The organism is Nitratidesulfovibrio vulgaris str. Hildenborough (assembly GCF_000195755.1).
Classification (GTDB): Bacteria; Desulfobacterota; Desulfovibrionia; order Desulfovibrionales; family Desulfovibrionaceae; genus Nitratidesulfovibrio; species Nitratidesulfovibrio vulgaris.
This window is the reverse complement of sequence record NC_002937.3, coordinates 2,599,529-2,625,231: the sequence shown is the minus strand read 5'-3', so window position 1 is coordinate 2,625,231 and position 25,703 is coordinate 2,599,529. Positions and strand designations below refer to the sequence as shown.

21 protein-coding genes are annotated in these 25,703 nt (G+C 64.1%); 13 read left to right on the top strand and 8 right to left on the bottom strand.

Annotated features, from left to right (window positions below):
- Positions 1 to 5: 5 nt before the first annotated feature.
- From DVU_RS11740 to DVU_RS11680, 13 genes are all read left to right on the top strand, one after another.
- Complete coding sequence (locus DVU_RS11740; RefSeq protein ID WP_010939780.1) at positions 6 to 2,078, top strand: penicillin-binding transpeptidase domain-containing protein; 2,073 nt, start codon at positions 6 to 8, stop codon at positions 2,076 to 2,078.
- Positions 2,075 to 3,535, top strand: coding sequence for a UDP-N-acetylmuramoyl-L-alanyl-D-glutamate--2,6-diaminopimelate ligase (locus DVU_RS11735; protein ID WP_010939779.1), 1,461 nt, complete (start codon positions 2,075 to 2,077; stop codon positions 3,533 to 3,535). The genes DVU_RS11740 and DVU_RS11735 overlap by 4 nt, the downstream gene beginning before the upstream one ends.
- Entirely contained in the window at positions 3,526 to 4,962 is a 1,437-nt protein-coding gene (locus tag DVU_RS11730; protein WP_010939778.1) for a UDP-N-acetylmuramoyl-tripeptide--D-alanyl-D-alanine ligase, read from the top strand. The genes DVU_RS11735 and DVU_RS11730 overlap by 10 nt, the downstream gene beginning before the upstream one ends.
- The gene (mraY, locus tag DVU_RS11725; protein ID WP_010939777.1) at positions 4,952 to 6,028 is read left to right on the top strand and encodes a phospho-N-acetylmuramoyl-pentapeptide-transferase; all 1,077 of its coding nucleotides are present in this window, start codon (positions 4,952 to 4,954) and stop codon (positions 6,026 to 6,028) included. Before DVU_RS11730 ends, mraY begins: the two co-directional genes overlap by 11 nt.
- Positions 6,029 to 6,043: 15 nt before the next feature.
- Complete coding sequence (gene murD / locus DVU_RS11720) at positions 6,044 to 7,345, top strand: UDP-N-acetylmuramoyl-L-alanine--D-glutamate ligase (RefSeq protein ID WP_010939776.1); 1,302 nt, start codon at positions 6,044 to 6,046, stop codon at positions 7,343 to 7,345.
- Positions 7,342 to 8,484, top strand: a complete 1,143-nt coding sequence (gene ftsW / locus DVU_RS11715) for a putative lipid II flippase FtsW (RefSeq protein ID WP_011791803.1) — start codon at positions 7,342 to 7,344, stop codon at positions 8,482 to 8,484. Before murD ends, ftsW begins: the two co-directional genes overlap by 4 nt.
- A gap of 3 nt (positions 8,485 to 8,487) precedes the next feature.
- Entirely contained in the window at positions 8,488 to 9,585 is a 1,098-nt protein-coding gene (murG, locus tag DVU_RS11710) for an undecaprenyldiphospho-muramoylpentapeptide beta-N-acetylglucosaminyltransferase (protein ID WP_010939774.1), read from the top strand.
- Between the two features lie 10 nt (positions 9,586 to 9,595).
- Positions 9,596 to 10,960: a UDP-N-acetylmuramate--L-alanine ligase gene (gene murC / locus DVU_RS11705; RefSeq protein ID WP_010939773.1), complete on the top strand. Its 1,365-nt coding sequence runs from the start codon at positions 9,596 to 9,598 to the stop codon at positions 10,958 to 10,960.
- Position 10,961: 1 nt separating this feature from the next.
- A complete protein-coding gene (gene murB / locus DVU_RS11700; RefSeq protein WP_010939772.1) occupies positions 10,962 to 11,852 on the top strand; it encodes a UDP-N-acetylmuramate dehydrogenase in 891 nt (296 codons plus the stop codon).
- The gene (locus DVU_RS11695; protein WP_010939771.1) at positions 11,843 to 12,679 is read left to right on the top strand and encodes a cell division protein FtsQ/DivIB; all 837 of its coding nucleotides are present in this window, start codon (positions 11,843 to 11,845) and stop codon (positions 12,677 to 12,679) included. Before murB ends, DVU_RS11695 begins: the two co-directional genes overlap by 10 nt.
- A 30-nt stretch (positions 12,680 to 12,709) precedes the next feature.
- The gene (gene ftsA / locus DVU_RS11690) at positions 12,710 to 13,936 is read left to right on the top strand and encodes a cell division protein FtsA (protein ID WP_010939770.1); all 1,227 of its coding nucleotides are present in this window, start codon (positions 12,710 to 12,712) and stop codon (positions 13,934 to 13,936) included.
- 49 nt (positions 13,937 to 13,985) lie between these two features.
- Positions 13,986 to 15,335: a cell division protein FtsZ gene (ftsZ, locus tag DVU_RS11685; RefSeq protein ID WP_010939769.1), complete on the top strand. Its 1,350-nt coding sequence runs from the start codon at positions 13,986 to 13,988 to the stop codon at positions 15,333 to 15,335.
- A gap of 546 nt (positions 15,336 to 15,881) precedes the next feature.
- Positions 15,882 to 16,616: a DUF4851 domain-containing protein gene (locus DVU_RS11680; RefSeq protein WP_010939767.1), complete on the top strand. Its 735-nt coding sequence runs from the start codon at positions 15,882 to 15,884 to the stop codon at positions 16,614 to 16,616.
- 235 nt (positions 16,617 to 16,851) lie between these two features.
- On the opposite strand, the gene DVU_RS11675 is transcribed toward DVU_RS11680, so the two are convergent.
- From DVU_RS11675 to DVU_RS11640, 8 genes are all read right to left on the bottom strand, one after another.
- Positions 16,852 to 17,304 (bottom strand): lipoprotein, encoded by a 453-nt coding sequence (locus DVU_RS11675; RefSeq protein WP_010939766.1) that lies wholly within the window; start codon positions 17,302 to 17,304, stop codon positions 16,852 to 16,854.
- Positions 17,305 to 17,333: 29 nt separating this feature from the next.
- Positions 17,334 to 17,867, bottom strand: a complete 534-nt coding sequence (locus DVU_RS11670; RefSeq protein WP_010939765.1) for a PaaI family thioesterase — start codon at positions 17,865 to 17,867, stop codon at positions 17,334 to 17,336.
- Between the two features lie 74 nt (positions 17,868 to 17,941).
- On the bottom strand, positions 17,942 to 18,802 hold the full coding sequence (locus DVU_RS11665) for a zinc metalloprotease HtpX (RefSeq protein WP_010939764.1): 861 nt from the start codon (positions 18,800 to 18,802) through the stop codon (positions 17,942 to 17,944).
- Positions 18,803 to 18,988: 186 nt separating this feature from the next.
- A complete protein-coding gene (locus tag DVU_RS11660) occupies positions 18,989 to 19,975 on the bottom strand; it encodes a 4Fe-4S binding protein (RefSeq protein WP_014524522.1) in 987 nt (328 codons plus the stop codon).
- A gap of 509 nt (positions 19,976 to 20,484) precedes the next feature.
- Positions 20,485 to 21,411, bottom strand: coding sequence for a phosphoribosylanthranilate isomerase (locus DVU_RS11655; RefSeq protein WP_014524521.1), 927 nt, complete (start codon positions 21,409 to 21,411; stop codon positions 20,485 to 20,487).
- Positions 21,412 to 21,496: 85 nt separating this feature from the next.
- Positions 21,497 to 23,395, bottom strand: coding sequence for an ATP-binding cassette domain-containing protein (locus DVU_RS11650; protein WP_010939761.1), 1,899 nt, complete (start codon positions 23,393 to 23,395; stop codon positions 21,497 to 21,499).
- A gap of 5 nt (positions 23,396 to 23,400) precedes the next feature.
- On the bottom strand, positions 23,401 to 24,225 hold the full coding sequence (locus tag DVU_RS11645; protein ID WP_010939760.1) for a histidinol-phosphatase: 825 nt from the start codon (positions 24,223 to 24,225) through the stop codon (positions 23,401 to 23,403).
- 570 nt (positions 24,226 to 24,795) lie between these two features.
- Positions 24,796 to 25,086, bottom strand: a complete 291-nt coding sequence (locus DVU_RS11640; protein WP_011791814.1) for a late competence development ComFB family protein — start codon at positions 25,084 to 25,086, stop codon at positions 24,796 to 24,798.
- Between the last annotated feature and the right edge of the window lie 617 nt (positions 25,087 to 25,703).

Sequence of the window (25,703 nt, the reverse complement as noted above, 5' to 3'; positions counted from 1 at the left end):
GAAGTATGCTGAGGGCCAAGACACCACGCAAGACGCGCAACACGCGCCAGAAGACCTCCCGCATGGGCGGGGGGCTTTCGTCGCGCCTTGGCAATGTGGATTGGGGCAGGCTGCGCATCAAGGCAGTGGCCGGGCTGTTCGGTGTCATCTGGTGTCTGCTGTGGATGCGCGCATGGCACGTGCAGGTCATCGAAGGTGACAGGCTTGCGGGCATGGCCCGGCGGCAGCATGTGGCTGCCGAACTCGTGACGGGCCAGCGCGGTTCCATCCTCGACCGCAACGGCCAGGTGCTGGCACGTAGCGTCGAGATGCGCTCGGTCTATGTGCATCCTCTCGAAGTGCAGGATGTGGACAACACGGCCGCTGTTCTGTCGCGGTGCCTCGACCTGCCCTTGCCGCAGGTGCGTGCGGCCCTCTCGGAACGTCGGCGTTTCGCATGGCTTGCCCGCAAGGTGGACGACCGCAAGGCCAACCTCGTGCGCGAGGCGAAGCTTTCCGGGGTGGGCCTGACCACGGAATACGAACGCATCTACCCCTTCCGCCAGATGGCCGGACAGCTGCTCGGCTTCGTCGGTCTCGACGACAAGGGGCTGGAGGGCGTCGAACGCGCCATGGACGATTCGCTGGCGGGAACATCCACCCGCATGGTCATGGAACGGGATGCCGCAGGCAGACGCTTCTACCTTCCCGGTTCTTCGGACAACGACATCCGCGGTGGCGATGTGCGCCTGACCATTGACATGCAGGTGCAGTTCTTCGCCGAAGAGGCCCTTGCCGACGCCGTCGACACCTACGAGGCCAAATGGGGTGGCGCACTGGTGGTCGACGTGCAGAGTGGCGACATCCTCGCGTGGGCACAGTACCCCTTCTTCAATCCCAACGCCTACAGGGAATACACGCCGGCCCGCTGGCGCAACCGTCTTGCGAGCGATGCGCTCGAACCCGGTTCCACATTCAAGCCCTTCCTCGTCGCCGCAGGACTTCAGGAGGGCGTCATCACGCCCGACACGCTCTTCTACTGCGAGAAGGGCAAGTGGAAGACGCGCACCATCAACATCCGCGACACCCACAGCTACGACTGGCTGCCCGTCAACAAGATCATGCGCTACTCCAGCAACATCGGGTGCGCGAAGATCGGTCTGGAACTGGGAACGCGTCGTTACCACGACTATCTTGTCAAGCTCGGCTTCGGCGAACGTACCGGCGTGCCCGTGGCAGAGAGCAAGGGCATTCTGCGCAAACCCCGTGACTGGAGCGAAGCCGACCTCATCACCGCCTCGTTCGGGCAGAGTGTTTCGGTCACCGCGTTGCAGATGGCACAGGGGTACCTCACCCTTGCCAATGATGGCGTGCTGAAGAAGTTGCGTCTCTTCATCCCTGAAAACGGTGCACAGCAGCAGGACGTCGTGCCGTCCCCGTCGCCCGTGGGCCCCGGCGTGGCCGTGGCCGCAGAACCGCGCCGCATCTTCTCGCACAAGGTCGCCCGGCAGGTGATGGACATGCTTCGCGACGTTGTCGAGGAGGACGGCACCGGAACGCGTGCGCGCATCGCTGGCATCACCATCGGCGGCAAGACGGGTACGGCGCAGAAGGCCGACAGTTCGGGGTCTTACGGCAAGGGGCGTCTTGCCTCGTTCGTGGGCCTCGTACCCATCGACCGCCCGCGCTACCTCATCTTCGTCATGGTCGACGAACCCACGCGCAGCCCCTACGGCGGTGTAGTTGCGGCCCCGGTGTTCAAGCATGTGGCCCTGCGTACAATGGCCTACCACGGCCTGCTGCCGGAACCGGTCGACACCGACGACCTCAAGGTCGCCGAGGTGCAGAAGAAGGGTGCGCCGCAGGATATCCGTCAGGAAGTCAGGCGCGAGATCTCGGAGCGTGTCATCGAGACCGCCGACAACGTGCCGGATGTGGTGGGCAAGCCCGTGCGCCGTGCCGTGGAGATGTTCGCCACGAAGGGCAGGGTGCCCGTCCTCAAGGGAACGGGACAGACGGTGGTCAAGCAGTCGCCCGAGCCGGGAGCCGCATGGCAGGACGACAAGGAATACATACTGTGGCTTTCGGAGCGATCATGAAACCTGAACAAGTGACGTTCGATACCCTTCTCGGGCGCGTTGCCGCGACCCTCCCACAGATACGGACCGATTCGCGCAGAGTCGGTCCGGGCGACGTTTTCGTGGCCGTTCCCGGCGTCGCCGTGGACGGGGCCGCCTTCATCACGCAGGCGGTGGCGCAGGGGGCGACCATGGTCGTGTGCCGTGCAGACGGCCTGCAACACCTGCCGGAAGCCGCCTTTGCCGTGGCTGTGCATGACGACCCCCGCGCCGCGCTCGGTGCGCTCGGGCAGGCGCGTTACGGCACGGCATCGTTGCCCTTTCCCGTTGTCGGCGTGACAGGTACGAACGGCAAGACGACGATAACCTACCTGCTCGAACATCTTTTCGCCTCGGCAGGCCGCCGGTGCGGCGTGCTCGGAACGGTAAGTTACCGGTGGCCCGGGCATGTCGAGGCCGCCCCGCTGACCACTCCAGACTGTCTGCAACTACACGAGATGCTTGGCCAGATGGCGGGTGCGGGTGTGGATGTCGCCTTCATGGAAGTGTCGTCGCACGCGCTTGATCAGGAGCGGGTCGCGGGCATACGTTTCGCCGGGGCGGTGCTCACCAACCTCACGCAAGACCACCTCGACTACCATGGCGACATGGAGACCTACTTCAACGCCAAGGCACGCCTTTTCAGGGAGTTGCCGGAAGTCGGCAAGCATTGTGCCGTCAATGCCGACGACCCCTGGGGGCGGCGTCTGCTCGCCGACCTGCCGGGTGCAGTCGGTTTCGCCCTCACCGGTGCGCCCGTGTCCGGAACGAGGCACCTGCATGGTGAGATGCTGCGCTGCTCGACTGCGGGCGTTCACCTGCGCATGCACTTCGAGGGCCGCACGTGGGAGGTCGACTCTCCGCTCGTGGGCGCACACAACGCCTCGAACCTGCTGGCCGTTCAGGCCGTGGGTCTCGGGCTTGGCCTCTCGCCCGCCGATTTTGTTCATCTTGAAAATTTCACCGGAGTTCCCGGCAGGTTGGAGCGTATCACCAACGACCGGGGGCTTGACGTTTTCGTCGATTACGCCCATACGCCGGACGCCCTCGTCAACGTGCTGCGCGCGTTGCGCGATGTGGGCTTCACGCGCATCGTCACGGTCTTCGGCTGCGGCGGCAACCGCGACCGCACCAAACGCCCCCTCATGGGCGCTGCCGTGGCCGCACATGCCGACGTGGCCGTCCTCACGTCCGACAACCCCCGCCATGAAGACCCGCTCGCCATCATGGAAGACGTGAAGCCCGGCCTTGCCGGGGCGCGTGAGGTCGTGGCGGAGGCCGACAGGCGCAAGGCCATCGCCCTTGCGTTGGAGATGCTGCGTCCCGGAGACGCGCTTCTCGTGGCAGGCAAGGGGCATGAGGACTATCAGCAGGTGGGCGACCGCAAGCTGCCTTTCAGCGACCAACAGACCATCCGGGAGATTCTTGGGTGCAACTGACACCGAACGAAATGCGCGAGTCCCTCGGGGCAGGGGCGATACTCGGCGCGCAGGGCGACGCGACCTTCGCCGCCGTGCGTTCCGACAGCCGCAAGGTCGCGCCGGGCGACCTCTTCGTCTGCATCAGGGGTGAGCGTTTCGACGGACATGATTTTGCCGCCGATGTGGTGCGGCAGGGCGCACGCGTCCTCATCGCTGAACGCGACCCGTTCAACGGGGAGTGCCCATCCGCCGACGTGACCATTATGGTCGTCGACGACAGCGTGAAGGCCCTCGGCAGACTCGCCAACCTGCATCGCATGCGGTCGAAGGCCCGCGTCGTGGGCGTCACAGGCACGGCAGGCAAGACCACCGTGAAGGAACTTCTGGCGCAGGTGCTTGGCGTGCGGGGTGATACGGCACGCAATCCGCTCAATCTCAACAACCAGATAGGGCTGCCTCTCTCCATGCTCGAAGCCACAGGCAACGAGTCTTTCTGGGTCATGGAGGCGGGCATCAGCCAGCCGCAGGACATGGACGAACTCGGTGCCGTGCTGCGGCCCGACATCGGGCTGGTGCTCAATGTCGGGCAGGGGCATGTGGCCGGTCTGGGCGACCGGGGCGTGGCCTACTACAAGTCGCGGCTGCTGGCTCATCTGGCCGAAGGCGGTACGGGGCTTGTCTGCGCCGATTATGACGACCTCGTGCGCGAGGCGCGTAGCGTGTGCCGCAGGTTGCAGTTCTTTTCCGCATCGGGTCGTGGGGTGGGCTACCGGGCGGCCTATGACGGGCCTGTTGCCGACGCCGCAGGGAGCGACGGCGGCGTGCGCGGGCGTTACCGTGTATGGCTCGACGGTTCGGTCCATGAGGTCGTCGCGCCCTTCCGTGGGGCGTTCGGTGCCGAGAACGTTGCAGCCGTGGCCGCCGCCGCGCATCTGTGCGGGCTTTCCGGCGAGGAGATTGCCGCGGGGCTGGCAGAGGCCGTGCTGCCGCGCCAACGTTTCGCCTGCGCGACGGTGGGCGGCTTCGTCTGCATCGACGACACCTACAACGCCAATCCGCTCTCATCGGCCCGCATGGTCGAGGCTGTCACGGAGATGGCTGCTGGCGGGCCACTGGTCTTCGTACTTGGCGAGATGCTCGAACTCGGTGAAGAGGCCGCCGACGCGCATGAGCGTCTCGGCAGGCAATTGGCCACCACCGGGGCGCGGGCCGTCTTCTGGAAGGGCGGCAACGCCGAAGCCGTAGCCATGGGCTTGCGTCTTGGCGGGTATGGCGGGCTCTTCTGCGCAGTCGATGACACCGCCAGCTTCGTCGACCGTTTCGCGTCGCTGGGCCTTGCATCGGCCCATGTGCTTTTCAAGGGTTCACGCGGGAACAGGCTCGAAGTCCTGCGCGCCGCCTTCGGTGACGCCTTCGCCACCGCAGAGGTTCACGATGCTCTATAATCTGCTGTATCCGCTCAGTTCGGACATCACCGTCTTCAACGTCTTCAGGTACATCACCTTCCGTTCGGCGTGGGCGCTGGCGACGGCCTTGCTCGTCTCCATCGTTGTGGGGCCGCGTTTCATCGCGTGGCTGCAACGCCTCAAGTGCCGCCAGTTCATCCATGAAGACGTCACCTGCCATATGTCCAAGGCAGGCACTCCCACCATGGGCGGGCTGCTCATCGGCTTTGCGGTGACGTTCAGCGTGCTGCTGTGGGCCGACCTGCGCAACCCCTATATCTGGCTGACGCTGCTCGTGTTCACGGGTTTCGGCTTCATCGGCTTTCTCGACGACTACACGAAGCTGCGCAGGCGCAACAACAAGGGGCTGACAGCCAGCGCCAAGTTCCTGTGGCAGGTCGGGGTGGCGGTGGCTGCCATGTACCTGCTGGTGCAACTGCCTGCCTACTCCACGAAGCTGGCCTTTCCCTTCTTCAAGGGGCTCACGCCCGACCTCGGCTGGCTGTACATTCCGTTCGCAGTGGCGGTCATGGTCGGCTCATCCAACGGCGTGAATCTCACGGACGGTCTCGACGGACTCGCCATCGGTCCCACCATCGTGGCGGGCATCGTGTTCTCCATCTTCATCTACGTGGCGGGGCACAGCCAGATAGCGGGGTACCTTCAGGTGCCCTACGTGCCCGGGGTCGGTGAGGTGGCCGTGTTCTGCGGCGCACTTGTCGGGGCAGGTCTGGGCTTTCTGTGGTTCAACGCCTATCCGGCGCAGGTGTTCATGGGCGACGTGGGGTCGCTCAGTCTTGGCGGTACGCTGGGCTTTCTCGCCGTGCTGTGCAAGCAGGAACTTCTGCTGCTGGTGGTAGGTGGCCTCTTCGTGGTCGAGACGCTCTCGGTCATCCTGCAAGTGGGCTACTTCAAGTTCAGCGGCGGCAAGCGCATCTTCCGCATGGCCCCGTTGCACCATCATTTCGAACTGCAGGGCATCCCGGAATCGAAGATCATCATCCGTTTCTGGATAACCTCGGCATTGCTCGGGCTCATAGCCCTTTCGGTTCTCAAGCTGCGGTAACCGCGAGAAGACGTCATGACGTGCGACAAGGAAAAGACCAGAGGTATCAGGCCGGGTGACATCGCCGTGGTGGTCGGCACCGGGCGTTCGGGCGTCGCTGCGGCGCGTCTCCTTCATGCCAAGGGCGCGCGGGTGCGCGTACTCGAGCGCGATGCCGCCAACGTGCCCGCCACCTTTGCGGAGTGGGCCGCCGGCGCGGGTGTCGAAATCGTCTGCGGGGCCCATGACGCCGCGCATTTCGCGGATGCCGCCGTTGTCGTGCCCAGCCCCGGCGTGGCTGTCGCGACATTGCGACCCTATCTGCCAGCCACGGGAGGCCCGGAGGTCATGGCGGAGATGGAACTCGCATGGCGTGAACTCTCGGGTGAGCCCGTCATCGCCGTCACCGGCACCAGTGGCAAGACCACCACGGTCAGTCTTTGCGCCCACATGCTGCGTACGCAGGGGCTGTCGGTATTCCTCGGCGGCAATATCGGCACGCCGTTGTGCGAGTACGTGCTTGAGGGCAAGCGGGCAGACGTGCTGGTGATCGAGATTTCGAGTTTCCAGTTGCAGACCTGTTCGACCTTCAGGCCACGGGTCGCCATGCTTCTCAACATCACGGCGAACCACCTCGACTACCACGCCGACATGCAGGAATACATCGATGCCAAGTTCAGACTCTTCCGTTGTCAGGACGAGGACGACCTTGCTGTGTTCGGCGAGGGGCTTGCCCCGCTGGTGGACAGATACGGCGTGAAGGCCCGGCGCGTGACGTTCCGGGCTACCGACAGGTTCGCAGAGAGTCGTCTCTTCGGGGCCCACAACCGTGCCAACGCGGAAGCGGCATGGACGGCGGCGCGCGAATTCGGGGTCACCCTCGAGAATGCGCTTCAGGCTGTCGCCACCTTCGCGCCTATGCCCCATCGGCTGGAACAGGTCGCGGAACGTGGCGGCGTGCTCTATGTGAACGACTCGAAGTGCACCACCGTCTCGGCCCTTCGTGTAGCGCTGGAGGCCTTCGACCGCCCGGTGCTGCTGCTTGCCGGAGGCAAGTTCAAGGGCGGGGACCTTGAAGGGCTGATACCGCTGGTGCGTGAGAGGGTCAGGGCCGTGATGCTCTTCGGCGCAAGCCGGGAAGTGTTCGAGGCCGCGTGGAGGGACGTCGTACCCATGACGTGGGACGCCACCCTTGAAGAGGCCGTGCGCCGCGCCGCCTCTGCTGCCAGGCAGGGCGAGGTGGTTCTCATGGCGCCCGCCACCGCAAGTTTCGACCTTTTCCGCAACTACGGGCACAGGGGCGACGTCTTCCGTGCCGCAGTGGAGTCGCTTGCATGAACAGGATGACGCGCAAGAGCCCGCTGGGACAGGTGCTGTCCCGCGCTGAAGGCCCCACCGGCCCTGTGGACTGGTGGCTTTTCGGCATCGTGCTGCTGTTGCTCGGCATCGGACTCATGATGGTGCTCAGCGCCAGCGGCATCGTGGCCGAGCGCTTCAACCACGACAAGTACCTGTTCTTCAAGAAACAGCTCGTCTTCGCCGCTGGCGGCGGCATCACCATGTGGGTGGCGGCGCTCATGCCGCGCCATATGCTCTACAAGTTGCAGTACCCGGCGCTCTTCGGCGTCATCGCCCTGTTGCTGCTCACGCTCACTCCCGTGGGTGCCAAGATCAACGGCGCGCGGCGGTGGATACCCCTCGGCCCCGTGGCGTTGCAGCCCATGGAGTTCTCGAAGATCGCCCTTGCCATGTACCTTGCCTATTTCATGAGCACCAAGCAGGAGATCATCAAGACCTTCAGCCGCGGCGTGATACCGCCCTACGCGGTGACAGGGCTGCTGTGCCTGCTGCTGCTGTTGCAGCCCGATTTCGGCGGGGCGGCGGTTCTGGCCATGATTCTCTTCTTCATGTGCCTCGTGGGCGGCACCCGTTTCATCTACCTGTTCGTCTCGCTGGCTTTCGCCATCATGGGCGCGTGGGCGCTCATCGTACATTCGCCGTACCGTTTCCGGCGTCTGCTCGCCTTCATCGACCCGTTCAAGGATGCACAGGATACCGGCTACCAGCTTGTGCAGTCGCTCTATGCCTTCGGGTCGGGAGGCTTCACCGGGGTTGGCATAGGCGCCAGCCGCCAGAAGCTCTTCTACCTGCCGGAAGCGCATAACGACTTCATCATGGCGGTGCTTGGCGAGGAACTCGGGCTCATCGGAGTCACCATCGTGATGACGCTCTTCGCCCTGCTGTTCTGGCGCAGCTTCAAGATCATTCTCGGTCAGCACGACCTGCGCGACAGGTTCACCGCCTTCGGCGTGACCATGGTGCTGTTGCTGGGTGCCGTGCTGAACCTCGCCGTGGTCATGGGCGTGGCACCCCCGAAGGGTGTCCCCATGCCGTTCTTGAGCTACGGCGGCAGTAGCATGCTCTCATCGCTGATTTGCGTGGGGCTGCTGCTCAATTTTTCAAGGACGGCGAGGTAGGCCATGCGGCGCGTCATCCTGACCACGGGCGGCACCGGGGGCCATATCTTTCCTGCACTGGCCGTGGCGGAAGAGATACGGGCCCGCTATCCCGAGTGTTCCGTGCTCTTCATGGGCGGACTCTACGGGCCCGAGGCAGACCTCGCGGCGCGTGCCGGTCTCGACTTCGTCGGTCTGCCCGTGCGTGGTGTGCTCGGGCGCGGCGTCCGTGCCATCGGCGCTGCCTTCGGCATGGCGGCCGGTATCGCGCGGGCGTATGCGGTCATGGGGCGTTTCGACCCCGACATCGTGCTCGGGTTCGGTGGCTATGCCGCTTTTGCCGGCGTTCTTGCGGCCCGTCTGCGCGGCCGCCCTGCGGCCATTCACGAGCAGAATTCCGTGCCGGGGCTGACGAACAGGGTGCTTTCGCGGGTCGTCCCGCGCGTTTTCCTGTCGTTGCCCGATACGCTCGGAGCCTTTCCGCCGCAGAAGACGTGTCTTGCTGGCAATCCTGTGCGTGCTTCCATCGTCGCGTGCGGTGCCGAGCGTTCCGACCCTCGCCCCGACCATGTGCGGCGTCTTCTGGTCATGGGAGGCAGCCTCGGTGCCCGCGCCATCAACGACGCGGTGGTCTCTTCGCTGCCTGCACTCGCCGAGGCGGGCGTGGAGGTGTGGCACCAGACGGGCGCTGCGGACTGGGAGCGCATCCGCAAGGCCTATGCAGAGACGGGGCACGGCGAGGGACGCGTCGAGGCGTTCATCGATGACGTGGCCTCGGCCTACGCATGGGCCGACCTCGTGCTGTGTCGCGCAGGGGCCACATCCGTGGCGGAACTCGCCGTGGCGGGCAAGCCCGCCGTGCTGGTGCCCTATCCCTTCGCCACGCACGACCACCAGACGCATAACGCCAGATGGCTCGTTTCACGCGGTGCCGCGGTGCTGCTGGAACAGAAGGATATTTCCATGACCGACGTGCCTGCATTGCTCGTCGGTCTCCTGTCGGACAGGGCCCGGTTGAATCGTATGGCGGTGTCGGCGCGGGCGCAGGGGCGCCCGGATGCGGCAGCCGCCGTGGTCGACGGGCTCGTCGAACTGCTGAAGACCACGCCGCGGGCGCGGTGACGAGGATAGGATGAAGAACAAGGTCAGAACGATACATATGGTGGGCATCGGCGGTTCGGGCATGAGCGGCATCGCTGAAGTGCTGCTCAACCTCGGGTACGCCGTGCACGGGTCCGACATGTCGGACAGCGCCGTGGTGCGCCGCTTGCGCAAGATCGGTGCCGAGATATTCATCGGGCACGGTGCCGGCAATGTCAGCGATGCAGAGGTGCTGGTGAAGTCGACCGCTGTGCGTGACGACAACCCGGAAGTGCTCGCCGCCGTCGAGAAGGGCATCCCCATCATCCCACGTGCCGAGATGCTCGCTGAGCTCATGAGGCTGCGCACCGGCATCGCCATCGCCGGTACGCACGGCAAGACCACCACCACGTCGCTTACCGCCGCCATCTTCGACGTGGCGGGCAAAGACCCCACCGTCATCATCGGCGGTCGGCTCAATGCCTATGGTGCCAACGCCCGCCTCGGTGAAGGCGAATACCTCATCGCCGAAGCCGATGAATCCGACGGTTCGTTCCTGTGCCTCTTCCCCATCGTCAACGTCGTCACCAACGTCGACATGGACCATGTGGATTTCTATGCCGGGCAGAAGGAGATAGACGAGGCCTTCGTCACCTTCATGAACAAGGTGCCCTTCTATGGCGCCAACGTGGTCTGCGGCGACGACCCCGGTGTGCGCCGCCTGCTGCCACAGGTGAAGCGCCGCGTTGTCACCTACGGTTTCGGCAAGGACAACGCTCTTCGCGCCGAGGTGACGAGTTGCGCCGAGACGAGCGTCTTCACCGTGTTCCTTCGTGGCGGACGTCTGGGTGAGGTACATCTCGGGCAGCCGGGGCGTCACAACATCCTGAATGCGCTCGCTGCCATCGGTGTCGCGCTCGAAGCGGGCATCAGCCCCGAGCATTGCATCGAAGGGCTCGCCCGTTTCGGCGGCGTGGGCAGACGGTTCGAACGTCGGGGCGAACGCGACGGCGTCACGGTGGTGGACGACTACGGGCACCATCCGGTGGAGATCGCCGCGACCCTTGCCACGGCACGTTCCGTGTACCCGGACAGGCGTCTGGTGGTCGTGTTCCAGCCCCACCGCTTCAGTCGCACGCAGGCGCTCTTCGGTGAGTTCTGCAAGGTCTTCGAACCGGTGGACAAACTGCTCCTTACGGAGATCTATCCGGCTTCGGAGAAGCCCATCCCCGGAGTGAGCGGGCAGAGCCTCGCACAGGGCATCCGGCAGGTGTCCAACACCGACGTGACCTACTACCAGAGTTTCGACGAGATTCTCGCAGCGTTGCCGGGTGTGCTCCGCCCCGGAGACGTGCTGCTCACCCTGGGGGCGGGCAGCGTGACCACCATCGGCCAGCGTTACGTGGCAGGGGAATGACATGCTGAAGGTGCTGGAAGGGCCGTCATTAGCCGAGCGGACGACGTTGCGGCTCGGGGGCAGGGCGCTCGCCGAGGTGCGCGTCACGTCGCGTGATGCGCTTGACGACCTTCCCGGTGTTCTCCAGTGCCTTGGCGGTTCTCCGCTTATGCTGGGGTGCGGCAGCAACATCCTCGCCGCAGATGGTGAACTGCCTGTCGTCGTCGTGTCGCTGGACATGGACGACGCCCCCACCATCGTAGGCGAGACAGCAGAGGGCGTGGTCGTTCGCGTCGGGGCTGCCACCAGACTGCCACGATTGCTCGGGCAACTGGCTTCGTGGGGGCTTGCGGGACTTGAAGGGCTTGCGGGCATTCCCGGTAGCGTGGGCGGTGCCGTTGCCATGAACGCAGGGTCGTACGGGTGTGAATTCGGCACGGTGCTGCGGTCGGTGGAGGTCTTCAGCCCCGATTTCGGGCTTGCCGATGTCCCGCACGAGAACATCGAGTACGCCTACCGACATTTCGGTCTCAAGGGCTGCCATGGCTGGTTTGTCGTGACCGGGGCGGACATCGTGCTGCGACGCGGTGAAAGCGCCGCCATCACGGCAGCCATGCGTGCAAACTACCTGAAGAAAAAAAGCACGCAGCCTGTCCTTGCCCGTAGCGCCGGGTGCGTGTTCCGCAATCCCGCCCCCGGTGTCTCTGCCGGACGCCTCATAGACCAAGCGGGACTTCGTGGCAAACGCATCGGCGGTATGGCGTTTTCAGAAGTCCATGCCAATTTTCTCGTGAATGAAGGTGCAGGCAGAAGTGATGAGGCCTTTGAACTGCTTCAACTGGCACAAGAGATTGTCAAACGACGTCATGGGATGGATTTGACGCTGGAGGTCAAGATTCTCTCATGGCTGTAGCACTTTCACGAGGCAAGAAGAAGTCGCGCAACAGCTATTCGAGAAGCTGGAGCAAGAGCGAGAAGAAAAGCAGTCTCCCTACAAAAGGGATCGGCAGTTTTTTTCGCTGGGTGAGCGGACTGGTCATCGTCGGGTCGTTGCTTGTGCTCATGAGTGTGGCAGTTCTGTATGCCTATAGATTCATGACGACGCATGAGTACTTTGCCATAAGAGATGTTGAAATCTCGGGCAATCTGATGTTAAGCAAAGACGAAATACTCGCCACGGCGGGACTCGTTGAAGGGGCGAACAGCATCGCACTCAACATCGCCGATGTGGAAGACCGCCTCGCAAGCTCGCCATGGATAGCGGAAGTGTCGGTAAAACGCTTGCTTCCCGATAGATTTGCGATAAGAGTGACGGAACGGGAACCAGCCTTCTGGGTATTGCGCGATGGCACGTTGTACTATGCCGACGTGCACGGCAACATCCTCGCCCCGGTGGGGCCGGGCAGGTTCACCTCTCTTCCGACGCTGGAGGTCGGGCCGGGTGGCGAGGACCTTCTCGCCCGGATGCCCGAAGTGATCGCCGCGTTCAAGGGGGCACGTCTGCCCGTCGACATCTCACTGGTGTCATGGGTCAGGCTCAGTGCCGGTAGAGGGGTGGAACTCTACCTCGACAACCCCGGTCTGCGCATCAGCGTGGCCCCCGAGAACCTTGGTGGCAATCTCGACAGACTCTGTCAGGTGCTCGCCGACCTCGGAAGACGCGGCGAACTGCGCGAAGTAGGCGAAGTGCGGGCGGCGGACGGCAACGTCTGGGTGCTCAAAGACCCCGAATCCCGCTAGGGCAGGCTTTCGTAGAGCAAGGAGAGAGTAATGGCCAAAACGGACCTCATCGTCGGTCTGGATATCGGCACCACGAAAATATGCGCCGTCGTCGGCGAGGCTACGGCGGATGGCGTCGATATCGTCGGCATCGGCACGAGTCCTTCCACCGGCCTGCGCAAGGGCGTCGTCGTCAACATCGAGCAGACCGTGCAGTCCATCAAGAAGGCCCTCGAAGAGGCCGAACTGATGGCCGGTTGCGAAATCCGCTCGGTGTATGCGGGCATCGCCGGAAGCCACATCAAGGGCTTCAACAGCCACGGGGTCATCGCCGTCAAGGGCGGCGAGGTCGGCCCCAAGGACATCGAGCGCGCTCTCGACGCCGCCAAGGCCGTCGCCATCCCGCTCGACCGTGAAGTCATCCACATCCTCCCGCAGGAGTATGTCGTGGATGACCAGCGCGGTATCGCCGACCCTCTGGGTATGGCGGGTGTGCGCCTCGAAGTGAAGGTGCACATCGTCACCGGTGCGGTCACATCGGCTCAGAACATCGTCCGTTCCTGCCACAGGAGCGGGCTCGACGTATCGGATATCGTGCTTGAGGCGCTGGCCTCGTCGAAGGCGGTGCTCACCGAGGAGGAGAGGGAGATTGGCGTCGCTCTCGTCGACCTCGGGGGGGGCACCACCGACATCGCCGTGTTTGCCAACGATTCCATCAAGCACACAGGGGTGCTCGCCCTCGGGGGGCAGAACCTCACCAACGACATCGCCTTCGGTCTGCGCACGCCCATGATCTCCGCCGAGAAGATCAAGGTGAAGTATGGCTGCGCCATGGCCGAGATGGTGCGTAACGACGAGCTCATCGAGGTGCCCAGTGTGGGTGGCCGCGAACCGCGTCGTCTCTCCCGTCAGGTGCTCGCCGAGATATGCGAGCCCCGCATGGAGGAGATTCTCTCGCTCGTCGATCAGGAACTCGTGCGATCCGGTTTCAAGAACCAGATCGGCTCGGGTGTGGTGCTCACCGGTGGCACGGCGCTCATCGAGGGCTGTCAGGAACTCGGCGAGCAGATTTTCAACATGCCCACCCGCATCGGCTACCCCCGGAACGTGGGTGGACTCAAGGACGTGGTGAACAGCCCGAAGTTCGCCACGGCCGTCGGCCTTCTGCGCTACGGCGCCGAGAAGGAAGGCCTGGAGCTCAAGTTCCGCATCCGCGACGGCAACGTGTTCAACCGCGTGCTGTCGAGAATGCGGAAGTGGTTCTCCGACATATCGTAAACCGTGGGTCTATCAGAAGGAACCGCTTTGGGGCTTTAAGGAGAGGCGTATGGAATTCATGGATATCGACATCGAGAACTCCGCCAAGATCAAGGTCATAGGCGTAGGTGGCGGCGGCGGCAACGCCGTGCAGAACATGATCACCTCCACGCTCAAGGGCGTGACCTTCATCTGCGCGAACACCGACGTGCAGGCCCTTGGCCGTTCTTCGGCGGAACTCAAGATACAGCTTGGCGAAAAACTCACCAAGGGCCTCGGCGCCGGTGCCAATCCGCAAATAGGTCGTGACGCTGCCGTCGAGAGCATGAACGCGATCAAGGATTGCATCGGTGAAGCCGACATGGTGTTCGTCACCGCAGGCATGGGTGGCGGCACCGGTACCGGTGCAGCCCCTGTCATCGCGCAGGCCGCCCGCGAGATGGGCGCGCTCACCGTGGGTGTGGTGACCAAGCCCTTCTTCTTCGAAGGCCGCAAGCGCCTTGAAGCCGCGGAACAGGGCATTGCCGACTTCCGCGAGCATGTGGACAGCCTCATCACCATCCCCAACGACAGGCTGCTTTCGCTGGCCCCCAAGAAGGCCACCTTCGTGGAAATGCTCAAGAAGGCTGACGAAGTGCTCTACTTCGCCGTCAAGGGCATCTCCGACCTCATCATGGTGCCCGGCCTCATCAACCTCGACTTCGCCGACGTGAAGGCCGTCATGGGCGAGTCGGGTCTTGCCATGATGGGCGCAGGCATCGCCCGTGGCGAGTCGCGTGCCCGCGAGGCCGCCATGAAGGCCATCACCAGCCCGCTGCTTGAAGACGTCTCCATCGACGGTGCACGTGGTGTGCTCATGAACATCACCTGCGGTCCCGACCTCACCATCGACGAAGTCAGCGAAGCCGCAGGCATCATTCAGGAAGCCGCACACGATGAGGCGCGCATCTTCTTCGGTACGGTCTTCGACGAGTCGGCTGGCGATGAGATGCGCATCACCGTCATCGCCACCGGCATCGAAGCCTGTGGTTCGGCCACCGTCACACCCAACGCACAGAACGGCAACATCGCCCAGTTCCGTCGTCCTTCGCAGCAGCAGGCGGCACCCGCCGCACAGCGCCCTGCACCGCAGGCCCGTGTCGAGTCCGGCCCCGTAGCCGAATTCGGGCGTCAGCAGCCGCAGCAGGCCCCGCAGCAGCCGCAGCAGGCTCCCCAGCAGGCACAGCAGGTCGCGCCGGGGCGCGGGTTGTCCAACTTCTCTGATGAAGACAGGAACATCCCCGCATACCTGCGCAAACAGACCCGCAATCCTTCCGGCATCAGCCGTTCCAATGGAGGGCACGTGCCGGGGGAGGATGATTTCATTTTCGACGAGGACGAGTTCGAACTGCCCACGTTCATTCGCAAGCAGGCCGACTAGTCCCCGTTGCGGGGCACCATACAGGGGGTAGACGGGCTGTTTGCGGCCCGGTGGTGCACCATTCGCGACAGATAGACCCCGCGTCCGGGATCAACGGAATGACGCCTCTCCGTCCTGGACCGGTTTACGGGAAGGCCACCCTTGCGGGTGGCCTTTTCTCGTTTCTTTTGCTCCACGTAGCATCTGCTGCTCGTACGTTGTGCCGGGTTCATCATTGTTACACGCCTGATGCATTTCGATCGCGAAACGCACACGAGGCTACGGGACATGATGGTCATCGAACCAGCCATGCTAGGTCTACAGCATGAATGGCGCCGGGGGGTGCTCGTCGTTAAAAAGGCGTCATCGTGCCCCGCCGTTTTCGTGCATATGAAGACTCGGGTGGCGCATTTGCGTTTATGCCGTACGGGTTACAGAAGATCGCCTTGTTTCCTCGTGCTCTCGCATCAACCACAATCCATTTCGAGCCACTGGTCATTTCCGCAGGAATGCCTAGAATACGGCAACGGCATCACGCCGTAACATCAGCCATTCAGGAGGTTCGACATGTTCCGTCCTCTGATTATTCTCGGTGCGCTGCTGCTGTCGGTGGCGGCATGTGCTCCTTTGCAGCGTGGCGCATCTGGAGACGCCCTCGTTTCAGGCGCGAAGCCCCCGCTTGCCATAACGGTACCTGCCATGACGCCTGTGGTGTCGGGCGTGGCAACCCCCCAACTCTACACTGAACTGGGCTTCAAAGCCCCCCGCCTCTACTACAGGCTTTATGCACCCGCAGCCGGAGCCTCGACAGGACAGGCTGTCACCATCATCGGAGAAGTGCCGGAAGGCTGGCAGTGGAGTCTTGACCTCTCCGCATCACTCCGTGATGTGGACAAGGGGACGGTGCAGTTTGGAGGGCGCGATTTCGAAGCATCCACCCATGTGGTGGATGTGACGGACGATGCCTTTGCAGCGTTTGCGCTCAAGAACGGCACGGGGCCGAAGAAGTGGCTGGCCCGTCGTTTCACACGGCTTGAAGAATTCCGGAAGGTCAAGATCGTGCTTGAATACCGCGAACCGTTGCCGGAGTCGTTTGCAGGGGGCTTGCCCACCTTTGGCGGGGACGAACGACTTGTCGCCTTTGCGAAGCGGGCACAGTCCGTCTTCGATGTCGCTTTCGGGGGGGCGGTGTCCGACGTGGCTGCGCCGGTCGTCGCCGCTGACGTGTCCCAGCGAGGGTTCACGGGACTTGCAGGCCGCATGGAACCCGATACGCGCTATCTCTTCACCGACGAAAAGTAAGCCCACAAGGCTGACATGATGCAAGAAAGAGCCGGGGCATGCCCCGGCTCCTGTCGTTTTCCAGTCTCTGCAGTCACGCTTCAACGCCCTTGCAGCCGTCGTACGTGCAAGCGTGAGCACAGCCCTTGCGTCCTTGGCAGCCCTTGGCCAGACAACCAGGCGGAGAGTGCGGCGAGAGCAGACACGGCGCGATAGCTGGAAGGGCTGGCAGGGCGGAAGAGCGTACTGTGTCGTGCTACTTGCCTTCGACCTTATCGAGGACGCGGGCGGGCTTCAGCAGTCTGTATTCACCCTTCTTGATGGGATAGGTGTCGTCCTTCCAGATGCCTTCAAGCTGATAGACCTGCCAGTCAACATCAGGCGGAAGTTTGCCCGCCTTCAGAAGGTGGGCGATGTCGTCGCGGGCCTCTCCGGCAGTGCAATAGACAGGCGCACCACCGTAGCTGCCGTCGTCTTCGAGGAAGGTCGCGGGAAGTCCGGCGGGAACCTCTTCGGCGGGGATGCGGCCCGGACGGATGATGTTGGCGCCCATGGCCAGCTTGAAGTCGTATGAGGCATCGCCGATGGTATAGATGCCGGGACAGTCGCCCGAAGCCGCGCGGCTACCGGAACCTCCGGTGACGCAGCCTGCCAGCAGGGCTGCAAGACCCAGCGCGCATATGGTGGCGTGCAGGAAACGTGTGTGCATGTTGCGCTCCTTGTTGCCGCAGGTCGAGCCTACGACATGCGCTTTACATAGCACACCGTGCGTCCTTCCGCCACCGTCTGTGAGGGCTCGGCCAACGGTGCCAGTCTTACGTGCACATTGCCGATGCGGTTGCCAAGCAGCCGCACTTCGGCCTCGGCCATGAGGTCGGCAAGGGGGGCGGGACGAAAGTAGTCGACCCCGATGTTGATGGTGGCGATGCGGTCGTCAGGGCCGAAGTGGGTCCATAGCGCGGCGTTGCCGCAACTGTCGGCCAGCGAGGCGATGATGCCGCCATGCAATGCCCCGCGGGCGGCGTTGCCGGTGAAGCCCGCCTGAAAGGGGATGACCAGCCGGGCATGACCGGGGTGGAGTGCCAGTACTTTCAGTCCGAGATGCCGGTGCCACGGAATGCTCTCGATGAAAGCTTCAAGGTCGGGGTGTACCGGCATCTCTTCTTCGCCAGCCGCCGTGCCTCCGGGGGCTACGGCATGCAGGGTGTCATCGGTGGCGGCACCGGTACCGTGGCGTTCATCGTGTGCAGGGCATGTCTTTACGTCGTCCATGATGACTCCGAAGGCAAAAGGGCCGCCCTGAGGCGGCCCGGTGGGTGCATTTTGCGTACTGCGGCCAGACAGGCTTAACGGCGTCCTGCCGCCATGGCCTGCAACCGTGAGACCCGTTCCTCGATGGGCGGGTGGGTGCTGAAGAGCGAGCTTATTCCGCCCCCGGTGAGAGGGCTGACGATGAACATGCTCTCGGTAGCCATGTTGGCGGACTGCATGGGAATGCGCTTGCTCCATGCGTCGAGTTTCTGCAGGGCGTTGGCGAGATAGAGCGGGTTGCCCGCATACTGCGCGCCTGCGTCGTCGGCGAGGTATTCGCGCGAACGCGAGATGGCGAACTGGATGAGCGACGCCGCGATGGGTGCGACGATGGCAAGCAGGATGGCCACAAGCGGGTTGGTGCCGCCCTCTTCGTCGTCGGAGCGCCCGAAGCCGAAGATGGCTGCCCACTGCATCATGTTGGCGATGGATACGATGGCGGATGCCATGACGCTGGCGACGGTCTGGATGAGGATGTCGCGGTTGGCGATGTGGCCTATTTCGTGGGCCAGAACCCCCTTCAGCTCTTCAGGCGAGAGAATGCGCATGATGCCCTGCGTGACGGCTACGACGCCGTGTGCCGGGTCGCGCCCGGTGGCGAAGGCGTTGGGAGCCTCTTCGGGGATGATGCACACGCGGGGTTTGGGGATGCCCGCCTTGGCCGCCAGTTCATCCACCATGGCGTGCAGCATGGGGGCGTCTGCGGGCGACACCTCTTGCGCACGGTACATGGAAAGGACGATCTTGTCGGAATACCAGTAGCTGCCCACGTTCATGACAAGGGCGAGGCCGAAGGCGATGACTATGCCCGTCTTGCCGCCCATGGCCCCTCCGAGGAGGATGATCATGGCGGATAGCAGGGCCAGTAGCATGGCGGTCTTGATCTGACTCGTCACGGCAGGGGTCTCCTTGTTGGGGTTCGGTCGCGAGCCTTGGGTTCGGGCCGGACAGGGATACTCTAATGCCGCCGCTCAAAAAGGCAAGTGAAACACGAAGGTTCCTGTCTGGAATCCGTTGCGGCACTAGCCTTTGGTGTGCATTGCCACGGCATGTGCCGGGGCTTCATGAGGGGGGGCGCACGGCTAGTCGCCCATGCCGAAGACCATCATGTGGAATCGGCGAAGCATCTCCGGCGGGGTGTTCGCGTCCCATAGGCCATAGTGCCCGGCCACAAGGCGCAACGCCACCAGCAGGGCGAGACAGCCCGCTCCGATGGCCCAGTACGGAAGCCGCCAGCGCAGGGTGCGGATGTTCAGGCATCCCGTGACTGGACACGCCCCCACGCACTCGGTGCAGCCCATGCATTCGGCGGCGTTCACGCGCGTCGAGGTGTTGACTGGCAGACCCGCAGGGCAGGCGCGGGCACATTGGCCGCACCCGACGCACGATGCCGCATCACGGGTGACTGCGGTAGGGCCGACCTTGGCCATAAGGCCCAGCAGGGCGCCATAGGGGCAGAGCATGCGGCACCAGAGAAAGGGCATCACCAGCGACCCGGCTGCGAGAAGAGCGACCACGACAAGGGTCGTCGTGGAGGGGGACATGAAGAAGTGCAGCATCTTGGTATCGGCGACGAAGTTATACGGGGCGAACATGAAGGCTTCGATTTCGCCCGCACCCATGCGCACTCCGATGAACCACACGAAGCCGCCCAGCACGATGTACTTGGGCAGGGTGAGAACCCGTGCGAGACGAGGCCCCGGCTGGCGGCGTATTCCAAGCCGTCGCCCCGCCTTTTCGAGAAGCGACGAGGCAAGCCCCACGGGGCACAGTTGGCCGCAGAAGCCTTTGCGCAGCAACCATGCCATGAGCATGATGGCGATGAAGATGGTCAGCCCTGCGGGATGCACGGGGTCGTACTCGCCGGTGACGAGAAGACGCTTGAAGGACATGAAGGCCGCGATGGGCAGAAATCCCTCCACGGCACCGGGTTTGGGCGTGTAGGCCGACGCCTGACCCATGACCCACGACACATGTTCGTGAAAGCGGACGGCGACCCAGACAAGGAAGAGAGCGAAACCCGCCTGTATGGCAAGGCGGCACCGTGACGGTGAGAGAAGTCGGAACATGCGTTCTCCGTAAGGCAGGTGAGGGGAGGGGAGAGAGGGCGAACACCGCGAATGCGGCGCAACTCCTGTACTGCCGGGGTGGAGGGGCGTCAAGGTTCTGCGGTGGGTGGACTGGCTTGTTACCTTTGCGTGGATGCACGGGGAAATGGTGCCAGAAAGGGCATGGAGAGGCAGCGAACGTGCGTTGGCGGGGCATTGCGTCAGGGATGCGGGGGAGACAGGGAAAGTGTACCGGGTGCACAGGGAATGGTGGCCATGCCGCTGTCGATGAAGGGCAGGTGCGGAAGAAAACGGAACGGACAGGTTGCCCCGTCCGTTCAGAGTGCCGAAAGGTGCGTGCGCACCGCAGTCGCGTCTAGCTGGAGTACTTGAGGTACAGCAGCGCGACGGTGACAGCGGCAATGCCGGCAAAGAAGAAAACGAAATCCATGACCGCCTCCTGGCCCTGTTTGTTCAGGAATTCTCAAGCCGTCTGCAAGCAATAGCCGAAAGGCGGGCCGCTTGCAAGTTCAGGGAGTTGCCATGAGGGCGAAGCCTGCCAGCGCCTCGGCCACGAAGCGCCTCACGAGGCCTTCGTCCTTGCGCCCGTCGGGGCCTTCCACGCCCGTATGCGCGTCCACTCCGGCTGGGCATACCCGCCGAACGGCTTCGCGCACGTTGCCGGGGTGCAACCCTCCGGCAAGGATGACTGGGCGTGGTGAAAGACGCACCAGCGCAGCACTTACGGCCCAGTCGTGCGTCTTGCCCGTGGCCCCGCTTGCCCCGGTCTCCGGGGCGAAGGTGTCGGTGATGAAGGCATCGACATGGGGGGCGAACGCCTGAACATCTCCCATCAGGGTCTCGCCGTTGTCCATCCCGCCGTGTTCGCGCACCACAAGACTCTTGATGATGAAGAGGTCGGGGCGCAGCCTGCGTAGCCGCGCCATTTCATCGACCCGGATGGCCCCGTGCAGTTGCAGGTGACCTACGCCCAGCATGGTGCAGAAGGCGTCGGCTTCGTCCGCGTCGTCCATGTAGGTGATGGCGACCGGGGTGATGACGGGGGGAAGCCCTGCCACTAGCCGTGCGGCGGCTGCCTCGTCAATGTCTTCGGCGTTGACGGGCAGTCGCAAGGGCAGCCCCACGGCATGGACGCCGCAACGTGCCAGAAGGCAGGCTTCATCCGCGTCGTGCACTCCGGCTATCTGGATGCAGCGGGAGAAGGGCATGCCCCTTCGCATCAGGTGGTGCGGGGTGTCGTCGATGTCGCTGGTGTGGCGATGATTCGTGAGTGTGGCATCGGGTGTCGCCCCTGTAGCTTCAAGCGTTGCGGTCAACGCCTTCACCTTCGCCAGTCCAGCCGCCCCTATCCGTCCCGCCACCCCGGTCGTAGCGCAATCGGCGGTCTGCTGTGTCTCGCCATCATGGATAGCAGAGGGCGGTCGCGTGGCGTTCATGGCCTGTTCCTTCGACGGGGTCTCTTGCCGGTGACAGCGCGCCTTTCGGGGCGTGGCGAGGTGAAGCCGCAACGCGTGGCGATGTTCATGCTCTTTCACCCCCGGCGATGCCTCCGCCGTTGAGCGGGTTCCATGGCCCGGCGTGCACGACGCGCCCCGCTTCGAGTTGCAGCCGGTGTGTCGTCTCCGGGATGATGTCGGCCTCATGATGTGTTACCAGTACGAGGTGCACCCCGTGGCGGGTAAGTGTGCCAAGGGTTTGCAGCAGGGCGTGGCGGTTTGCGTCGTCAAGGCCGGAACACGGTTCATCGAGCAGAAGCAGCACCGGAGACCCAGTCAGGGCACGCGCAAGGAACACACGGCGAGCCTGCCCTGTCGAAAGGCTGCGGATGTGTCTGCCAGCCAGATGCGTGATGCCGAGGATGTCCATCCAGTACATGGCCCTGTCGTGTTCTTCGGGAGAAGGCTGTTCGTAGAGGCCGATGGTGCCTTCGACACCTGAGAGGACACAATCCTCCACGCTGACATCGTAGGCGTAGGTGGCCTGCAACCTGTCGGATACGATGGAAACATGACGGCGCAAGGCCATGAGTCCACGGGCCGCCTCGCCGCACGTCCGGGGCATGAGGCGGACATCGCCACCCGCTGCAGCGAACTCCTCGCCCGCCAGCAGGCGCAGGAGCGTCGACTTGCCCGCCCCGTTGGGCCCGGCCACCAGCCACTGCTCGCCCCGGCGGATGGTCCAGTCCACGTTGTGCAGCACGGGGGTTCGTTCCACGAAGACGGTGGCGTTCGACACCAGCACGAGGATGTCGTCCTGTCCGCCGTCGTGCTCTTCATCTGGAAGGACGTCTGACCGGTCGTCATGCCCGCCGCCTTGCCGCGCACCGGGCCGTGTACCTGCATGACGGTCGGGGGGGGCAGGGTGTGCCGTATCCGGAGTGCCGACCTTACGTGGTGATGTCTCTGCGGATTGCCCGGAGCATTCTTCGGTGTCGGTGTCGGGGTGAGGCGGGGTTCCAGCGTCGATGCCCGGAGGGGGCGTTGCGTGGGTCTCTTCCGATGCAAGCAGCGACGTCGCAGGACCACGCGCCACGATGCGTCCGGCGTGAAGCCGTATGCCGTCGACGACGCATTCTGGCAGGTCGACGGCACGGTGGGCGGCCACGACCAGTGTCGTGCCCATATCCGCGGCCTGCGTCAGGGCGTAGAGCACCCGTGCACGTGCCATGGCGTCCAGCCCGTCGCAGACTTCGTCGAGAAGCAGCAGGCGGGGGGCACGTATCAGGGCGCGGGCGACCAGCAACAGCCGCAGCTGCCCCTGCGAAAGCGAGGGGACGGCGGTGTGCATGAGGTCGTGGGCGTCGAGGCGTGCCATGAGGGGCGCGAGACGTGCGTGTTGTTCCGGCGTCGGTTCCTCGTAGGGCATGGGCGTGTCGAAGAGGCCACCGAGTACGAGTTCTTCGCCTGTGATGTTCCACCCTCGCCTGACATGCTGTTCCTGCTGGGCCGCAGACACGAGGGCGGCGAGGGCGCGGCCCGTGAGTGGCGCGTCATCCATGCCGTGGACGTGACCGGAGGCGGGGATGGTGTCCTGCCACGACACGCCATGGATGGAATCCGCCCAGGCGGACGTGCCAGCGTCGGTCTGCGACGAGAGTCCGGGCGTGGGATGTGCCCCGCCGTGCCCTGCCTTCCCTGTCTGGTCCGTCTGCCCTGCGTGTCGCCTCTGGCCGGATACGGGCACACCCCCGTCAGGGGCGGATACGGCGCGCCACAGCAGGCGGCCGCCGTGGCGCATGTCCGGCTGCATCTGGCCGCGCAGGGCGCGTAGCAACGTGGACTTGCCCGCCCCGTTGGGCCCCAGCACGGCAAGGTGTGCGCCTTCGTGCACCACGAGGTCGACGCCATCGAGGGCCGTGCGTCCACCGAGAGTGACGCGAAGCCGATGGGCCACGACCAGAGGAACGGTCAGTTGTTTCATGGCGTTCAGAAGGGACGCTCGAATCGTTCGCCCCGTCGCATCCAGACACTACGGGTGTACCCGAAACCCCTTGCGTAGTCGGCCAGTGTGTCGAAACCCCAGCCGATGGTGTTCACACAGTGGGCGTCAGACCCGAAGGTCACGGGCAGACCGATGTCGGCAGCCATGCGCATGATGTCGGGGCAGGGGTAGATTTCCTTGCAAGGCTTGCGCAATCCCGCAGAGGATATCTCCATCGCCATGCCCGCCGTATGCATCGTCTCAAGGGCGTCGCGTACCACGGCTTTCGCCTTGTCGGTCGCCAGCCAGTCGTGGAACGCCGCGGCACTGAATATCTTGATGATGTCGGGGTGGGCGGCGATGTCGAACATGCCCGAGGCCGCCATGCGACGCAACGACTCGAAATAGCGGACATAGATGTCGGCGGTCTGTTCGGGGCTGAAGCCCTGCCAGTCGTCGGGCGTGTAGTCGAACCCCCACGTGCCGAGGAAGTGGATGCCACCGATGACGTAGTCATAGTCGTAGCGGTGGATGGTGGCGTCGATGAAGGGTTCCTGCCCGGGCAGCCAGTCCATCTCGAGGCCCAGCAGCACGGTGCGTTCGGGGGCGTAGGTGGCGGCGAGGGTGCGCACCTGTTCCACATAGTCGGGAAAGCTGCGGGTGAGCTTGTCGCGGTAGTCCTTGGGGTAGTCATACCCCGAAGGTCGAGGCGAATGCTCGGAGAATCCATGTACGAGCAGGCCGCGTGCGCAACCGGCTTCGAACATCTCCTGCACGGTCGCCTGACCGTGGGAGTGGCTTGTGTGGGTATGCAGGTCGATGGTGATCATGGTCTCTCCATGGGGCGGTGTCTCTGCGTCCCTGTCGGTCGTGGCGTGGTCATGCGCCGGGAATGGTTGTCGGAAGCGAGGGACGTCGTGCGGTGTCTGCGCATTGCCGTATGCGACCTCGGGCAGGGGATGTGCAGGCAGGCGCCTGCGGTGTGGCCCTGTCCGGCACATCCGGCCTGTTCGGTACACCCGGCCAGTCTGGTCCGCAAGCGTTGTCACCCGTCGCCACGGTGGGGACGGTCTGCCCTTTCCGCCTGGTACGTCTCGTCGACCCGACGGGCCCGCTGTCTGGCTTTAGAGTGTCGACAGGTTGTTCCCTGTTGCGCTCGCCTCTCTGCCGGGTCGTCGGGGCGCCCCCGTCGTCATGGTCAGCCCGTCGCCACAGCCAGCCGTTCGCCCGTGTCACTTTACCTGCCCCGTCGGCCCGGGAAGAACGGGCACGGAGCGTCCGCTTCAGGCGAGGACGCCTGTGGCGTCAGGTATGGCGTGGTCACTGTACGGTCCGGGTACGGCGTTTCACTGTGAGCACGTCGCTGACAGTGCCGTTTGTGTGGGCGTTGGGGGGGGCTGTCACGCCTTGGGGTGTTCCATGACCCGGATGAAGGCGTCGCGCACGGCTTCGAGAATCTGTTCGTCGCGCACCGGGTCGCGCAGGACGATGGTACCGTGCTGCGCGTAACGCGGGGGCAGGGCATTGAGCGCCAGCGCGTAGATGTCCTGTATGTCTTTGGGGTCAGGCGTGTAGACGGGCGGTTCGCCGAGGACCGTGCGGATGGCCTTGACCACCCGTATTTCGTTGCGGTTGCGGGTGCGGGAAAGGTCTACGCCTTCGACCATGAACTTATCATCGGGGGCGGCCATGTGCGTCTCCTGCTGCCGAAGTGGCGGGTAGACATTCACCATAGCAATGGTGAAGTATCGCCGCAACCTTCGTACGCGAGGCATGGCACGGATTCGGAACGGGTGCGGCAGGAAACAGGGCCATACGCCGGAAGTGCACGGCTGTGGCGGGACGGACTGCACCCGCTGTGACCCGGAGGAGGCGTTGCGGTCATCGGTGGGCGGTTCCATCAGGTGGCCGCGCCGTGGACGGGGGCTGTCCGGTATCCGCATACTTCCTGTCGTGACAATGTGCCGGAAAGGATTATCTTGTAGGTGGTTCGGACAAAGGCGTGCGGGACTGAAGACATCCTCTGCACGTCGGTGCCATGCAGGCAGATTCGCAACCGGCAGATTCGCAACCGGCAGGTTCGCAACCGGCAGGTTCGCAGCCGACGCGGGCCGTGGCATCGGCTTGACCATGGCTGCGTTCTGTGACAGGTGATGCACGCGACGAAACGGGTCCAGTGCCCTGTGTGCATCGCTGGCGCGACCGCATCGGGGCGGGCGCGAAGCTGCACAGGATGTCGTCAGAAGCCGCGCATCGTCTTGCTTTTACCCCTCCGTCGGGAGGCGCTCGCCATGACGGTATCATGCCG

Coding starts and splice junctions, on each gene's coding strand:
- DVU_RS11655 (WP_014524521.1), bottom strand. CDS start 21,411: ATGAACGCCACGCGACCGCCCTCTGCTATCCATGATGGCGAGACACAG.
- DVU_RS11660 (WP_014524522.1), bottom strand. CDS start 19,975: ATGTTCCGACTTCTCTCACCGTCACGGTGCCGCCTTGCCATACAGGCG.
- ftsW (WP_011791803.1), top strand. CDS start 7,342: ATGAACAGGATGACGCGCAAGAGCCCGCTGGGACAGGTGCTGTCCCGC.
- murC (WP_010939773.1), top strand. CDS start 9,596: ATGAAGAACAAGGTCAGAACGATACATATGGTGGGCATCGGCGGTTCG.
- DVU_RS11670 (WP_010939765.1), bottom strand. CDS start 17,867: ATGGACGACGTAAAGACATGCCCTGCACACGATGAACGCCACGGTACC.
- DVU_RS11650 (WP_010939761.1), bottom strand. CDS start 23,395: ATGAAACAACTGACCGTTCCTCTGGTCGTGGCCCATCGGCTTCGCGTC.
- ftsZ (WP_010939769.1), top strand. CDS start 13,986: ATGGAATTCATGGATATCGACATCGAGAACTCCGCCAAGATCAAGGTC.
- DVU_RS11740 (WP_010939780.1), top strand. CDS start 6: ATGCTGAGGGCCAAGACACCACGCAAGACGCGCAACACGCGCCAGAAG.
- murG (WP_010939774.1), top strand. CDS start 8,488: ATGCGGCGCGTCATCCTGACCACGGGCGGCACCGGGGGCCATATCTTT.
- ftsA (WP_010939770.1), top strand. CDS start 12,710: ATGGCCAAAACGGACCTCATCGTCGGTCTGGATATCGGCACCACGAAA.
- DVU_RS11645 (WP_010939760.1), bottom strand. CDS start 24,225: ATGATCACCATCGACCTGCATACCCACACAAGCCACTCCCACGGTCAG.
- mraY (WP_010939777.1), top strand. CDS start 4,952: ATGCTCTATAATCTGCTGTATCCGCTCAGTTCGGACATCACCGTCTTC.
- DVU_RS11695 (WP_010939771.1), top strand. CDS start 11,843: ATGGCTGTAGCACTTTCACGAGGCAAGAAGAAGTCGCGCAACAGCTAT.
- murD (WP_010939776.1), top strand. CDS start 6,044: ATGACGTGCGACAAGGAAAAGACCAGAGGTATCAGGCCGGGTGACATC.
- DVU_RS11735 (WP_010939779.1), top strand. CDS start 2,075: ATGAAACCTGAACAAGTGACGTTCGATACCCTTCTCGGGCGCGTTGCC.
- DVU_RS11640 (WP_011791814.1), bottom strand. CDS start 25,086: ATGGCCGCCCCCGATGATAAGTTCATGGTCGAAGGCGTAGACCTTTCC.
- DVU_RS11675 (WP_010939766.1), bottom strand. CDS start 17,304: ATGCACACACGTTTCCTGCACGCCACCATATGCGCGCTGGGTCTTGCA.
- DVU_RS11680 (WP_010939767.1), top strand. CDS start 15,882: ATGTTCCGTCCTCTGATTATTCTCGGTGCGCTGCTGCTGTCGGTGGCG.
- murB (WP_010939772.1), top strand. CDS start 10,962: ATGCTGAAGGTGCTGGAAGGGCCGTCATTAGCCGAGCGGACGACGTTG.